This window comes from Pseudomonas sp. LB3P25 (assembly GCF_054897985.1).
Genome location: NZ_CM142711.1, coordinates 1,500,954 through 1,514,282, shown reverse-complemented (window position 1 = coordinate 1,514,282; position 13,329 = coordinate 1,500,954). Strand labels below are relative to the sequence as shown.

The 13,329-nt window shown below is 59.3% G+C and carries 12 protein-coding genes; 9 read left to right on the top strand and 3 right to left on the bottom strand.

The features are described from left to right. Nucleotides 1–67: 67 nt before the first annotated feature. From ACYZTW_RS06575 to ACYZTW_RS06535, 9 genes are all read left to right on the top strand, one after another. Nucleotides 68–823, top strand: coding sequence for a DeoR/GlpR family transcriptional regulator (locus ACYZTW_RS06575; protein ID WP_007916700.1), 756 nt, complete (start codon nt 68–70; stop codon nt 821–823). Nucleotides 824–1,120: 297 nt separating this feature from the next. After that, the gene (glpD, locus tag ACYZTW_RS06570) at nt 1,121–2,656 is read left to right on the top strand and encodes a glycerol-3-phosphate dehydrogenase (protein ID WP_462004220.1); all 1,536 of its coding nucleotides are present in this window, start codon (nt 1,121–1,123) and stop codon (nt 2,654–2,656) included. A gap of 442 nt (nt 2,657–3,098) precedes the next feature. Next, nucleotides 3,099–4,013: a glutamate/aspartate ABC transporter substrate-binding protein gene (locus ACYZTW_RS06565; RefSeq protein ID WP_140893483.1), complete on the top strand. Its 915-nt coding sequence runs from the start codon at nt 3,099–3,101 to the stop codon at nt 4,011–4,013. Between the two features lie 350 nt (nt 4,014–4,363). Continuing rightward, nucleotides 4,364–5,110: an amino acid ABC transporter permease gene (locus ACYZTW_RS06560; RefSeq protein WP_462004219.1), complete on the top strand. Its 747-nt coding sequence runs from the start codon at nt 4,364–4,366 to the stop codon at nt 5,108–5,110. Beyond that, a complete protein-coding gene (locus tag ACYZTW_RS06555) occupies nt 5,110–5,781 on the top strand; it encodes an amino acid ABC transporter permease (protein WP_462005711.1) in 672 nt (223 codons plus the stop codon). The genes ACYZTW_RS06560 and ACYZTW_RS06555 overlap by 1 nt, the downstream gene beginning before the upstream one ends. Next, entirely contained in the window at nt 5,778–6,512 is a 735-nt protein-coding gene (locus tag ACYZTW_RS06550; protein WP_462004218.1) for an amino acid ABC transporter ATP-binding protein, read from the top strand. The genes ACYZTW_RS06555 and ACYZTW_RS06550 overlap by 4 nt, the downstream gene beginning before the upstream one ends. Nucleotides 6,513–6,757: 245 nt before the next feature. Then, complete coding sequence (gene aauS, locus ACYZTW_RS06545) at nt 6,758–8,659, top strand: two-component sensor histidine kinase AauS (protein WP_462004217.1); 1,902 nt, start codon at nt 6,758–6,760, stop codon at nt 8,657–8,659. Further along, nucleotides 8,656–9,984, top strand: coding sequence for a two-component response regulator AauR (gene aauR / locus ACYZTW_RS06540; RefSeq protein ID WP_008155247.1), 1,329 nt, complete (start codon nt 8,656–8,658; stop codon nt 9,982–9,984). The genes aauS and aauR overlap by 4 nt, the downstream gene beginning before the upstream one ends. Nucleotides 9,985–9,992: 8 nt before the next feature. Further along, a complete protein-coding gene (locus ACYZTW_RS06535) occupies nt 9,993–10,322 on the top strand; it encodes a GlpM family protein (protein ID WP_462005710.1) in 330 nt (109 codons plus the stop codon). Between the two features lie 112 nt (nt 10,323–10,434). Here the strand turns inward: ACYZTW_RS06535 and ACYZTW_RS06530 are convergent, their stop codons facing one another. The 3 genes from ACYZTW_RS06530 to ACYZTW_RS06520 all read right to left on the bottom strand — a co-directional run bounded on the left by ACYZTW_RS06530 (nt 10,435) and on the right by ACYZTW_RS06520 (nt 12,800). Continuing rightward, the gene (locus tag ACYZTW_RS06530) at nt 10,435–11,343 is read right to left on the bottom strand and encodes a hypothetical protein (RefSeq protein WP_462004216.1); all 909 of its coding nucleotides are present in this window, start codon (nt 11,341–11,343) and stop codon (nt 10,435–10,437) included. Then, entirely contained in the window at nt 11,340–12,035 is a 696-nt protein-coding gene (locus ACYZTW_RS06525) for a hypothetical protein (protein WP_462004215.1), read from the bottom strand. The genes ACYZTW_RS06530 and ACYZTW_RS06525 overlap by 4 nt, the downstream gene beginning before the upstream one ends. Before the next feature lie 99 nt (nt 12,036–12,134). Continuing rightward, a complete protein-coding gene (locus tag ACYZTW_RS06520; protein WP_462004214.1) occupies nt 12,135–12,800 on the bottom strand; it encodes a DsbA family oxidoreductase in 666 nt (221 codons plus the stop codon). Between the last annotated feature and the right edge of the window lie 529 nt (nt 12,801–13,329).

Sequence of the window (13,329 nt, the reverse complement as noted above, 5' to 3'; positions counted from 1 at the left end):
AACTGGTAGGGAGCAGATTCCTGCGGCATCATGGGCAAATTTTGCACGGCAGCCCAAAGGAAGCCCCATGAATCTGCCTCCCCGTCAGCAGCAAATCCTCGAACTGGTCCGCGAACGCGGCTATGTCAGCATCGAGGAAATGGCTACGCTGTTCGTCGTTACACCGCAAACCATCCGCCGCGATATCAATCAGCTCGCGGAAGCTAATTTGTTGCGTCGCTACCACGGTGGCGCCGCTTACGATTCCAGCGTCGAAAACACCGCCTACGCCATGCGCGCCGACCAGATGCGCGATGAAAAGCAGCGTATCGGTGAAGCCATTGCGGCTCAAATCCCCGATCACGCCTCGTTGTTCATCAATATCGGTACCACCACCGAATCCATCGCCCGGGCGTTGCTCAATCACAATCACCTGAAGATCATCACCAACAACCTGCATGTGGCTTCAATGCTCAGCGCCAAGGACGACTTCGACGTTCTGCTGACCGGCGGCAATGTGCGGCGCGACGGTGGCGTGGTTGGTCAGGCCAGTGTCGACTTCATTAACCAGTTCAAGGTTGATTTCGCCCTGGTCGGCATCAGCGGTATCGATGAAGACGGCAGCCTGCTGGACTTCGACTACCAGGAAGTTCGGGTATCCCAGGCGATCATCGCCAATGCCCGGCAGGTGATTCTGGCGGCAGACTCCAGCAAATTCGGGCGCAACGCCATGATTCGCCTGGGGCCTATCAGTCTGATCGACTGCCTGGTGACCGATCAGCAGCCTGTGCCGGCGCTGGCGCAGTTGTTGAGCCAGCACAAGATTCGGCTCGAAGTCGTTTAATCCCCTCTCCATCTTTGGGCGCCTGTACCGGCGCCTTCGCGAGCAGGCTGGCTCCCACAGGTTCCGCGTAACCCTTGTGGGAGCGAGCCTGCTCGCGAATGCGGTCGCCCATGCGGCACACCTTCCGCGGCTTACCGCACCTCTAAATGTTCGAAAATTTTCCTTTAACGGCCCTTCGATCAGTATTTTCAATCGAAGTTAACTGGCTGTGGGCGACTTTATGGGCTACCATTTTCGCAAATGAACATTAATGTTCGAATTCCAATACCGCAAATCATAAAAGCCCGAGGCTAGCCGATGCCCACTTCTACCTTGCCTACGCCCCCTCTCGCTGAGATCTACGATATCGCCGTCATCGGTGGCGGGATCAATGGCGTGGGGATCGCAGCGGATGCCGCCGGTCGCGGTCTTTCGGTGTTTCTTTGCGAAAAAGACGACCTGGCCAGCCACACCTCGTCAGCCAGCAGCAAGCTGATCCACGGCGGCCTGCGCTACCTCGAACATTACGAATTCCGCCTGGTGCGCGAAGCCCTCGCCGAGCGCGAAGTGCTGCTGGCCAAGGCGCCGCACATCGTCAAGCAGATGCGTTTCGTGCTACCACACCGCCCGCACCTGCGTCCGGCCTGGATGATCCGCGCCGGTCTGTTCCTTTATGACAACCTCGGTAAACGGGAAAAACTCGAAGGCTCGAAAAGCCTGAAGTTCGGCCCGGACAGTCCTCTGAAAAGCGAAATCACCAAAGGCTTCGAATACTCCGATTGCTGGGTCGACGATGCGCGTCTGGTGGTTCTGAACGCCATGGCCGCCCGCGAAAAAGGCGCCCACGTTCACACCCAGACCCGCTGCGTCAGCGCCCGTCGCACCAAGGGAATGTGGCACCTGCATCTGGAACGCGCCGATGGCAGCCTGTTTTCGATCCGCGCCAAGGCACTGGTAAACGCCGCTGGCCCATGGGTCGCCAAGTTCATTCGTGACGACCTGAAGATGGAATCGCCGTACGGCATCCGACTGATCCAGGGCAGCCACCTGATCGTTCCGAAACTGTACGAAGGCGAACACGCGCACATTCTGCAAAACGAAGATCAGCGCATCGTGTTCACCATTCCGTACCTGAACCACTTCACCCTGATCGGCACCACCGACCGCGAGTACACCGGCGATCCGGCTGCAGTTACGATCACCGAAGGCGAAACCGATTACCTGCTGAAAGTGGTCAACGCCCACTTCAAGAAACAGATCAGCCGCGACGACATCCTGCACAGCTATTCCGGCGTGCGTCCGCTGTGTAACGACGAATCCGACAACCCGTCAGCCGTCACCCGCGACTACACCCTGGCGCTGTCGGGCACCGGCGAAGAAGCACCGCTGTTGTCGGTGTTCGGGGGCAAGCTGACCACCTACCGCAAACTGGCCGAGTCGGCGCTGGCGCAACTGGCTCCGTACTTCAAAGACATCAAGCCAAGCTGGACCGCCAGCGCCACCCTGCCGGGCGGTGAAGACATGACCACCCCACAGGCACTGAGTTCGTTAATCCGCGACAAGTTCGACTGGGTCCCGACCGAAATCTCCCGCCGCTGGGCCACCACCTACGGCAGCCGTACCTGGCGCATGCTCGAAGGCGTGCAGAGTCTCAGTGATATGGGCGAACACATCGGTGGCGGTCTCTATACCCGCGAAATCGATTACCTGTGCAGCGAAGAGTGGGCGACCACGGCGCACGACATTCTATGGCGCCGCAGCAAGCTGGGACTGTTCACTACCCCGGCCGAACAGCAGAAGCTGGCGGATTACCTGAGCAAGGTCGAGCAGAACCGCAAGATCGAAGCGGCCTGATCGGCAATCCGGTTAAAGCAAAGCCCCTGAATCGAAAGGTTCAGGGGCTTTTTGCATTCTTCCAGCCAAGTACATCTCCATGTGGGAGCGAGCCTGCTCGCGATGGGGACATCAAATTCAACATTGATGGTGCCTGACTCACCGCTATCGCGAGCAGGCTCGTTCCCACAGGGGATGTGCAAGCAGTGCATTCGGTTTTCCGAACGCGACCTAGCGGTCGATTCGGTTAACCGGATTCTTCAATATCAAAAACCTCGCCACAAATATTTAATCCCCTTATAAATCAATAAGTTAATCTATTCGACCTGGCCTGGCACGAGTCATGCTCTACACTCTTGGACGAATGTCCGCTGAGCCAACCCTTCAGGAGCCGGCAAGCATTCAAAGCACAAAAAGGGCCGATGAACTGGCTCCATATAAAAACAATGTCGAGGAAAATTTGATGCGCATCGTTCCCCATCTCCTGGGCGCAGCCATTGCTGCCGCTCTGATCAGCACTCCAGTTTTCGCCGCCGAACTCACCGGCACCCTGAAGAAGATCAAAGAGTCCGGCGTTATCACCCTCGGGCATCGTGACGCTTCCATTCCGTTTTCCTACATCGCGGACGCTTCCGGTAAACCGGTGGGTTACTCCCACGATATCCAGCTGAAAATCGTTGAAGCCATCAAGAAAGACCTCGACCTGCCGAACCTTCAGGTCAAATACAACCTGGTCACCTCGCAAACCCGTATCCCGCTGGTGCAGAACGGCACCGTGGACGTCGAGTGCGGCTCCACCACCAACAACGTCGAGCGTCAGCAGCAAGTTGCCTTCTCCGTCGGCATCTTCGAAATCGGCACCCGCCTGCTGTCCAAGAAAGGCTCCGCCTACAAGGATTTCGACGACCTCAAAGGCAAGAACGTCGTGACCACCGCCGGCACCACGTCCGAGCGCATCCTCAAGTCGATGAACGCCGACAAGCAAATGGGCATGAACGTCATCTCCGCCAAAGACCACGGCGAGTCCTTCCAGATGCTGGAATCGGGCCGTGCCGTTGCGTTCATGATGGACGACGCCTTGCTGGCCGGTGAAGCCGCCAAAGCCAAGAAGGCGGATGACTGGGCCGTGACCGGCACTCCACAGTCCTACGAAATCTACGGCTGCATGGTCCGCAAGGGCGACGAGCCGTTCAAGAAGGTTGTCGACGACGCGATCGTCGCGACTTACAAGTCGGGCGAGATCAACAAGATCTACGAAAAATGGTTCATGCAGCCAATCCCGCCAAAAGGCCTGAACCTGAACTTCCCGATGAGCGACGAGCTCAAGGCCCTGATCGCCAATCCGACTGATAAAGCGGCTGACGATAAGAAATCCTGATTTCTGACTAACCTTATCCCCTGAGAGGGCCACTGCCCTTTAAGGGGATAGTCACTCCCTGCTGGCATTTTTGGAAACACTCGAACCGGTGGCTGTCGAGCCGCTCGTGTGTGCCTGATCATAGTGGCCTGTACGGTCAGTTCGTTAGCTCAAATTCGGTGCCGGAAGTTCATATCCAAGGCGCTGTGACGAGTCATAGCCCGCTATGGCGAGGAACAGCAACGCAGGAGATGGACTTCCGGGGCCGAAGTTGAGCTGACAGAACTGACCACACAGGCCACTGGGTCGGGCGGGAACGGAGCTTCCCCAGGCGGGCACTTGTACATCGATCGATCTGAGGGGAGACCCTAATGAATTACAACTGGGACTGGGGCGTGTTCTTCAAGTCCACCGGCGTGGGCAGCGAGACGTATCTCGACTGGTACGTCGCCGGTTTGGGCTGGACCATCGCCATCGCCGTCGTGGCCTGGATCATTGCCCTGCTGCTGGGCTCGATTCTGGGTGTCATGCGCACCGTGCCGAACCGCATCGTATCGGGCATTGCGACCTGCTACGTCGAACTCTTCCGTAACGTGCCGCTGCTGGTTCAGCTGTTCATCTGGTACTTCCTGGTGCCCGATCTGCTGCCTCCGGACCTGCAAGAGTGGTACAAGCAGGATCTCAATCCGACCACCTCGGCGTACCTGAGCGTTGTCGTGTGCCTGGGCCTGTTCACCGCTGCTCGAGTTTGCGAACAAGTGCGTACTGGCATCCAGGCGTTGCCTCGCGGCCAGGAAGCCGCCGCTCGCGCCATGGGCTTCAAGCTGCCGCAGATCTACTGGAACGTGCTGCTGCCTCAAGCCTATCGGATCATCATTCCGCCGCTCACCTCGGAATTCCTGAACGTGTTCAAGAACTCTTCCGTCGCGTCGCTGATCGGTCTGATGGAGTTGCTCGCGCAGACCAAACAGACCGCCGAGTTCTCCGCCAACCTGTTCGAAGCCTTCACCCTGGCAACGCTGATCTACTTCACCCTGAACATGGGCCTGATGCTGCTGATGCGCATGGTCGAGAAGAAAGTGGCCGTACCGGGCCTGATCTCCGTAGGGGGTAAATGATGGAATTCGACTTCTCGGGCATCATCCCGTCCCTGCCAGGCCTGTGGAACGGCATGGTCATGACCCTGAAACTGATGGCGCTGGGCGTGTCCGGCGGGATCATCCTCGGCACGATCCTGGCGCTGATGCGCCTGTCCCACAGCAAACTGCTGTCGAACATTGCCGGCGCCTACGTTAACTACTTCCGTTCGATTCCGCTGCTGCTGGTCATCACCTGGTTCTACCTGGCGGTGCCGTTCGTACTGCGCTGGATCACCGGCGAAGACACCCCGATCGGCGCGTTTGCCTCGTGCATCGTGGCGTTCATGATGTTCGAAGCGGCGTACTTCTGCGAAATCGTCCGGGCCGGCGTCCAGTCGATTTCCAAGGGTCAGATGGGTGCTTCCCAAGCCTTGGGCATGACGTATGGTCAGATGATGCGATTGATCATCCTGCCGCAAGCGTTCCGCAAGATGACCCCGCTGCTGCTGCAACAGAGCATCATCCTGTTTCAGGACACCTCGCTGGTCTACGCGGTCGGTCTGGTGGACTTCCTCAATGCCTCCCGTGCCAGTGGCGACATCATCGGTCGCTCCAACGAGTTCCTGATCTTTGCAGGTCTCACGTACTTCACAATCAGCTTTGCCGCCTCGCTGCTGGTCAAGCGTCTGCAAAAAAGGTTTGCCGTATGATCTCTATCAAGAATGTCAACAAGTGGTATGGCGACTTCCAGGTACTGACTGACTGCAGCACCGAGGTCAAAAAAGGCGAAGTGATTGTGGTGTGCGGGCCGTCCGGCTCCGGCAAATCCACCCTGATCAAATGCGTCAATGCCCTGGAACCGTTCCAGAAGGGCGACGTGGTGGTCGATGGCACCTCCATCGCCGACCCGAAGACCAACCTGCCGAAACTGCGTTCGCGCGTTGGCATGGTGTTCCAGCATTTCGAACTGTTCCCGCACCTGACCATCACCGAAAACCTGACCATCGCGCAGATCAAGGTGTTGGGCCGCAGCAAGGAAGAAGCCACCAAGAAAGGCCTGCAACTGCTTGAGCGCGTCGGGCTGTCTGCCCATGCGCATAAGCATCCGGGCCAGCTCTCCGGTGGTCAGCAACAGCGTGTGGCGATTGCCCGCGCGCTGGCAATGGACCCGATCGTCATGCTGTTCGACGAACCGACCTCGGCGCTGGACCCTGAAATGGTCAACGAAGTACTCGACGTGATGGTGCAACTGGCCCACGAAGGCATGACCATGATGTGCGTGACCCACGAAATGGGCTTCGCCCGTAAAGTGGCGGACCGGGTGATCTTCATGGACCAGGGCAAGATCATCGAAGACTGCCAGAAAGAGGATTTCTTCGGCGACATCAATGCCCGCGCCGAGCGTACGCAGCATTTCCTCGCCAAGATTCTGCAGCACTAAGAAGGAAGACACCGCTCCCCACCTGTGGGAGCGGGCTTTTGTGGCGAGGGGATTTAGCGAAACGTCGCACCGCCCCGTTGGGCTGCGAAGCGGCCCCCAGCATTTCAAAGTCAATCCGCATGCAATGGATTGACGACTGCTTCGCAGCCGAACGGGGATAAATCCCCTCACCACAAAGGCCCGCTCCCACACTGGATCGGTGGTGGTCTGGAGATTTGTGTTGTGGTTGACCCAAGGCATCTGTGATGAAATGCGACCCCACTCTCTATCGCGCCGCGCCGCCATCACTCGCCGTGAAACCCCGTCTGATTCGCCATCTGTTCCTGCCGCCGCTGGTCATCGCCCTGATGATCGGATTGGGCTACCTCGGCTTCTGGGTCAGTGAACACTACGGGATTCGCAGCCTCAGCGAGAACGGCCAGCGTCAGCTGGAACTGCACGCCCGTGCTGTCGAGAGCGAAATCAGCAAGTACACCTACCTGCCCAGTCTGCTGGAACTCGAATCCAGTGTGTCGAAACTGTTGGCCGACCCGTCACCGGAACACCGGCAGACGGTCAATGAATACCTCGAAGGCCTGAACCGGCGCAGCCGCAGTCGGGCTATCTATGTGATGGACACCACCGGCCGCGTCATGGCCACTAGTAACTGGCGCGACGTCGACAGTTACCTGGGCGAAGACCTGTCCTTTCGCGCCTATTTCCAGAATGCCGTGCGCGGTCAGCCGGGGCGTTTCTACGGCATCGGCAGCACCAACGGCGAACCCGGTTATTACCTGGCTCATGGCCTGGAAGAACACGGCAAGATCATTGGCGTCGCAGTGGTCAAGGTCCGCCTCGAAGCCATGGAAGAACGCTGGCAACGCGCGCGGCTGGAAGCCTTTGTCAGCGACGAGAACGGCATCATCATTCTTTCCAGCGATCCGGCACGGCGCCTGAAATCGGTTGTGCCGCTGAGCGACGAGACCAAGGAAAAACTGGCCCGCAGCCTTCAGTACTACTGGTTCCCTCTGAACGAACTGCAACCGCTGGCCCGGGAACAACTGGCCGAAGGCGAGGAAAAACTGACGTTCCCCGCCAACAGCGAAGTGGAATCCGATGAAGAAGACATCAGCTACCTGTCGCAAACCCGTCCGCTGAGCGACACACCATGGAATTTCACCCTGCTGACACCGTTGCAGGATTTGCGGCGCGAAGCGATCAATCAGGGGATTCTGGTGGCGGTGGCGTTTGCTCTGGTGGCGTTTCTGCTGATCGCCTGGAACGAGCGGCGCAAGGTCATTGCCACGCGCCTGGCCGCCCGGGAAGCCTTGCAGGAAGCCAACAATCAACTGGAGCGTCGGATTACCGAACGCACCACTGATCTGCGCGCCAGCAATGAACGGCTCAAGGGCCAGATCCGCGAACGGCGTCTGGCCGAAGAGACGCTACGCCGCGCCCAGGATGAACTGGTGCAGGCCGGTAAACTCGCGGCCATCGGCCAGATGTCCACCAGCATCGCCCACGAATTGAACCAGCCACTGGCGGCGCTGCGAACCTTGTCCGGCAACACCGTGCGTTTTCTGGAGCGTGGTCAGCTGGACGTTGCCAGCACCAACCTCAAGACCATCAACGAACTGATCGACCGCATGGGCCGGATCACCGCCAGCCTGCGTTCGTTCGCTCGCCGCGGTGACGACAAAGGTCAGGCCAGCCTCGGCAAAGCGGTGGATGCAGCCTTGCAATTGCTCGGTGGTCGCGTGGAAAGCGCTCATTTGCAACTGCACCGAGACTTCGCCGATGTTCAGGTGCAGATCGACCAGACCCGCCTGGAGCAGATTCTGGTCAACCTGATCGGCAACGCCCTCGACGCCATGCAGGCACAGCCGCTGCCGGAATTGTGGCTCGAAGGCGAGGCGTTCGATGGCAAATATCGCCTTCGAGTACGCGACAACGGCCACGGCATCGACGCCGAAACGCGCAAACATCTATTCGAACCATTCTTCACCACCAAACCCGGCGAACAGGGACTGGGCCTCGGCCTGACCCTGTCAGCGAGCCTGGCCGCTGCCACCGGTGGTCATCTGGGTGTCGAGCACCCGGCCAGCGGTGGTACCACCTTCGTCCTCAGTTTACCGTTGGTAAGCCCCACTCACGCCGAGCCAATATGAACAACGACCTTAGTGTGCTGATCGTCGAAGACGACCCCCATGTGCTGCTCGGCTGCCAACAGGCGCTGACCCTGGAAGACATTCCCTGCGTGGGTGTCGGCAGCGCCGAAGAAGCGCTGGAGCGGGTCGGCGACAACTTTGCCGGGATCGTTATCAGCGACATCCGCCTGCCGGGCATTGATGGCCTGGAACTGCTGACCCGACTCAAGGCCCGCGACCGCAGCCTGCCGGTGGTGCTGATTACCGGTCACGGCGACATCTCCATGGCCGTCGGCGCGATGCAGAAAGGCGCCTATGACTTCATGGAGAAACCTTTCTCCCCCGAACGTCTGGTCGATGTGGCGCGCCGTGCGCTGGAGCAACGCAGCCTCGCGCGGGAAGTCTCTTCGTTGCGTCGGCAACTGGCGGAACGGGATTCCCTCGAAGGCCGGATCATCGGCCGCTCGCCAGCCATGCAGAACCTGCGAGAATTGATCGCCAACGTCGCCGATACGTCAGCCAACGTGCTGATCGAAGGCGAGACCGGCACCGGTAAAGAGTTGGTTGCGCGTTGCCTGCATGACTTCAGTCGACGGCACACCAAGCAGTTCGTCGCGCTGAACTGCGGTGGCCTGCCGGAAAACCTGTTCGAAAGCGAAATCTTCGGCCATGAAGCCAACGCCTTCACCGGCGCCGGCAAGCGGCGGATCGGCAAGATCGAACACGCCGACGGTGGCACGCTGTTCCTTGACGAAGTGGAAAGCATGCCGCTGCCACTGCAAATCAAACTGCTGCGGGTATTGCAGGAACGCACCCTGGAACGCCTCGGCTCGAACCAGAGTGTGGCGGTGGATTGCCGGGTGATCGCGGCGACCAAGTCCGATCTGGATGAGTCGAGCAAGGCTGGTGAGTTTCGCAGCGACCTGTATTACCGCTTGAACGTGGTGACCCTCGAATTGCCACCGCTGCGCGAACGACGCGAAGACATCCTGCAATTGTTCGAACACTTTCTGCAGCAGTCGTCCCTGCGCTTCGACCGCGCGGTGCCGGACCTGGATAACCAGACACTGTCGAATCTCATGAGCCACGACTGGCCGGGCAACGTGCGCGAACTGCGCAACGTCGCCGAGCGCTTTGCCCTCGGCCTGCCGGCCTTCAAGAAGTCCGGCGCCAGCGGTAGCAATCAAGGCCTGGCCTTCGCCGAAGCGGTAGAAGCTTTCGAACGCAACCTGCTGAGCGACGCTTTGCAGCGCAGCGGCGGCAACCTGACCCAGGCCAGCCTGGAACTGGGCATGGCCAAAACCACGCTGTTCGACAAAGTGAAGAAGTACGGGCTGAGCCACTGATGGACCTGATCCTCAAAGCAACCCTGGGCGCGGCGGTGGTGGTGATTCTGGCTGCGTTGGCCCGGACCAAAAACTATTACATCGCAGGATTGGTGCCGCTGTTTCCGACCTTTGCGCTGATTGCCCATTACATCGTCGGCAAGGGGCGTTCGCTTGAGGACTTGAAGACCACCATCGTGTTTGGGATGTGGTCGATCATTCCTTACTTCATCTACCTGGCGACCTTGTATGTGATGGTGGACCGGATGCGGCTCGAGGCTTCGCTCGCTGTGGCGGCGGTGGCTTGGTTGATGACGGCGACTGTGTTGGTCGGCGTGTGGGTTCGCCTTCACGGCTGACGCGACAACACACCTGTAGGAGCGAGCCTGCTCGCGAAATCGTCTTCAGATTCAACATTGATGTTGCCTGATGCACCGCTTTCGCGAGCAGGCTCGCTCCCACAGGATCACCTTACTGTCCGTAAACCTTTTGCAACTGGGCTTGCGTCAACGCATCTTCAAACGGCACCGGCACTGACTTCACCGCGCCGTAGAGGTTGCGATAACGCGAGTAACTGCCGTTGTTGACCAGTTGGTAACCGCGCTCGACCACACGCAGGCCATCCAGTACGTACCGCAAGGTTTCCTGAGCCGCCGCCGGTTGCGCCGGTTGCATCAGGTCGGTGGCCAGCACGCGCATGGACTCGTCGATGCACTCGTCCAGCACGGCCGTGACCTTTGCCAGATCGAGGCTGCCGTCGTCGATGCACTGGTTGCCGCATCGTCGTATCGGCTGGCTGACCACCTCGATCCGCATGCGGTATAGCGCCGCTCCTGCGATGTCTTGAACCTGCACCTGATTGATCAGCACAAAGCTGCCGCGATCAGGGCCGAGCATCAGTTTGGGCTCGATCAACAAACGCGCGGTGACCTGCCCTTCACCCTGCTTGAGCCCGGCCACTTGCGAAGCCTGTTGATAGCGCTGTTGCAGGCGCTCCTGCAACGGGACGCCGGCGAGCAAGTCGGCCACGGGTCGCGACTCGTTGAGCGCGGTTTTTTCCGCATCCCGTTGCAAGCTACCGCTGCCCATCTGGGTGTTGATCAGGCTGGCCACCAGTATGCCGGCCAGACCGGCAGTGTTGCCCGAGCTCGCCACCAGGTTATGGCTCGACGACGCAGCCTTCAGGGCCGCCTGGGAGTCAATCACAGTGCTGGCACCGACAAAGGTTGGCGGCAGTTGCACGTCGACCTTGAGCCCATGGGCCTGGATGTAAGGCAACGCACTCTGGTCCTTGAAACCGGCCTCGGGAGCCGGCTTCTGCGCGCAACCGGCCAGCACCAGCAGGGCCAGCGCACTGGCCGCTATGATTGGACGCTTCATTGCGCGAACGGGGTGATCATCTGCTGGCGGCTATTGTCCATGGCCTGGTAGAACGCGTTTGAAAGGTTGGTGTAGGTCGGTTCATCCCACTCGCCCTGGGCCGCTTGCACCGCGGTAAAAGGCTGGAACCACAGCAGTTTGCTGTCCGCCAGATCGACCACCATGCCCTGCCCGCTCACCTGTGCCATCGGTACGCTGGTCGGCACGATGCTGTAGTAGCTGCGAACGGCACCGGTGGCATAGACATTCACCAGTAACAGACGATCGACGCCGTAGGCGGCCTTTATCGGGGCCATGTCCCTGGTCATGTAGCCTTCGCGGAATTTGGTTTCCTTGTAGACCTTCAGATCGACCGGCTCGTTGATACGCTTGGCCTTGTAGCCCTTGGCCTGCAGCTTGGCGACGATGGCATCCGGCAAGGTGTTGAGGTCGCGCACTTGCCATTTTTCGACGTTGTCACTGAGTTTGCTGTTAACGCCTTTGTTGATGGCGTAATCGAGAATTCCCTGGTTCCCGGTCAGCGCCAGCACTGGCTCCGGCACAACGGTAATGGCCACACCGATCGTCGGCTCTTTGGTATCCCAGAATTGATGGTCCAGTGGTACGGGAGGCTGTACGTTGGCGCAGCCAGTGAGGGTCAGACAGGCCAGCAACGTCAGAGCTGCCCAGGTGCGTAGAGCGTGAAGAGTCATGGATCAAGTCCCTATGATTAATAACGGTGCTGCCTATGTCGGCAGTACCGGTCAAAACCATAGTGGCACATTGATATATTTTTTATCAACTGACAGATATCAGCTGACCGTCCCGCCCTTCGACTCGCTCATGATTTGCCGAATCGCCCCGACAAAAGTGTCCACCGGCTGCCCGCCACTGACGGCGTATTGTCCGTTGAACACCACGGTCGGCACCGAACTGACGCCTCGCGACAGCCACAACTGCTCTTCCTCACGAACCTCTTTGGCGAACTCGTCCGACGCCAGAATCGCCTCGGCCCGCGGCCGATCCAGCCCCACGCCTTCGGCGATCTGCACCAGCTGAGCAGGGTCGGACGGATTGCCGCCTTCGGTGAAGTACGCCTTGAACAGCGCCTCTTTCAGATTGAACTGCAACCCCTCGAGTCCCGCCCAGAACAGCAAGCGATGGGCATCGAAGGTGTTGTAGATGCGGCTGTTGCCGTCCGTGCGAAACGCAAACCCGACCTCGGCGCCGCGCGCGCGGATCATCTCGCGGTTCTTCTGGGATTGCTCGGGGGTTGAACCGTATTTTTCGGTGATGTGTTCGGTGATGTTCTGTCCTTCCGGGCCCATCTTCGGGTTCAGCTCGAACGGCTGGAAACGGATCTCGGCCTGCACCTCGTCGCCCAGCAAATCCAGGGCTCGGGTCAGGCCGTAAAGGCCGACAACGCACCAGGGGCAGGACACGTCGCTGACGAAATCGATTTTCAGGGGGGTACTCATCACACACCTCGCAGGCTGGAACGCGCCGGAAAGTTCGAACGATACACCCGACGCGGCCGAGGTGGCAGCCGTTGCTGTATTCCCCCTGTGGGAGCGAGCCTGCTCGCGAAGGCGTCGTGTCAGTTGATATCTGTATTGGCTGATACACCGCCTTCGCGAGCAGGCTCGCTCCCACAGGGGATTTTGGGGGATCAGGGGAGTTTGTTTAGTTCTGTTTAGCGTTACTTCCTGAAAGCTACAGCGTCTTGCGCCGCCGCCTACAACCACGTCAGAATCCGCCGGCTTGTGCGCCTGGGGGCCCGTCGGTAACTTGGTTCCGTCACTGATTTCCAGTGATCGGGTTTAGTAGCCCGGCTTTTTCCATCCGGACGTATAAGTGTCATCCAGTCAGGCATTCGCCTGCACTTGATGGTGGCTGTGCGCATGGCGCCCTCGGGCGCGCCGGTTTTGGATGGGTGGCCGGTCTACTAACTTGCGCACAGCTGCCACCCTCTTCCGTTTAGTAGCGAGACAGGTTGCGGCTCTACTA

Excerpts from the sequence above, each read along its gene's own strand:
- ACYZTW_RS06565 (WP_140893483.1), top strand. The coding sequence starts at position 3,099 with ATGCGCATCGTTCCCCATCTCCTGGGCGCAGCCATTGCTGCCGCTCTG.
- aauR (WP_008155247.1), top strand. The coding sequence starts at position 8,656 with ATGAACAACGACCTTAGTGTGCTGATCGTCGAAGACGACCCCCATGTG.
- glpD (WP_462004220.1), top strand. The coding sequence starts at position 1,121 with ATGCCCACTTCTACCTTGCCTACGCCCCCTCTCGCTGAGATCTACGAT.
- ACYZTW_RS06520 (WP_462004214.1), bottom strand. The coding sequence starts at position 12,800 with ATGAGTACCCCCCTGAAAATCGATTTCGTCAGCGACGTGTCCTGCCCC.
- aauS (WP_462004217.1), top strand. The coding sequence starts at position 6,758 with ATGAAATGCGACCCCACTCTCTATCGCGCCGCGCCGCCATCACTCGCC.
- ACYZTW_RS06525 (WP_462004215.1), bottom strand. The coding sequence starts at position 12,035 with ATGACTCTTCACGCTCTACGCACCTGGGCAGCTCTGACGTTGCTGGCC.
- ACYZTW_RS06560 (WP_462004219.1), top strand. The coding sequence starts at position 4,364 with ATGAATTACAACTGGGACTGGGGCGTGTTCTTCAAGTCCACCGGCGTG.
- ACYZTW_RS06555 (WP_462005711.1), top strand. The coding sequence starts at position 5,110 with ATGGAATTCGACTTCTCGGGCATCATCCCGTCCCTGCCAGGCCTGTGG.
- ACYZTW_RS06530 (WP_462004216.1), bottom strand. The coding sequence starts at position 11,343 with ATGAAGCGTCCAATCATAGCGGCCAGTGCGCTGGCCCTGCTGGTGCTG.
- ACYZTW_RS06550 (WP_462004218.1), top strand. The coding sequence starts at position 5,778 with ATGATCTCTATCAAGAATGTCAACAAGTGGTATGGCGACTTCCAGGTA.
- ACYZTW_RS06575 (WP_007916700.1), top strand. The coding sequence starts at position 68 with ATGAATCTGCCTCCCCGTCAGCAGCAAATCCTCGAACTGGTCCGCGAA.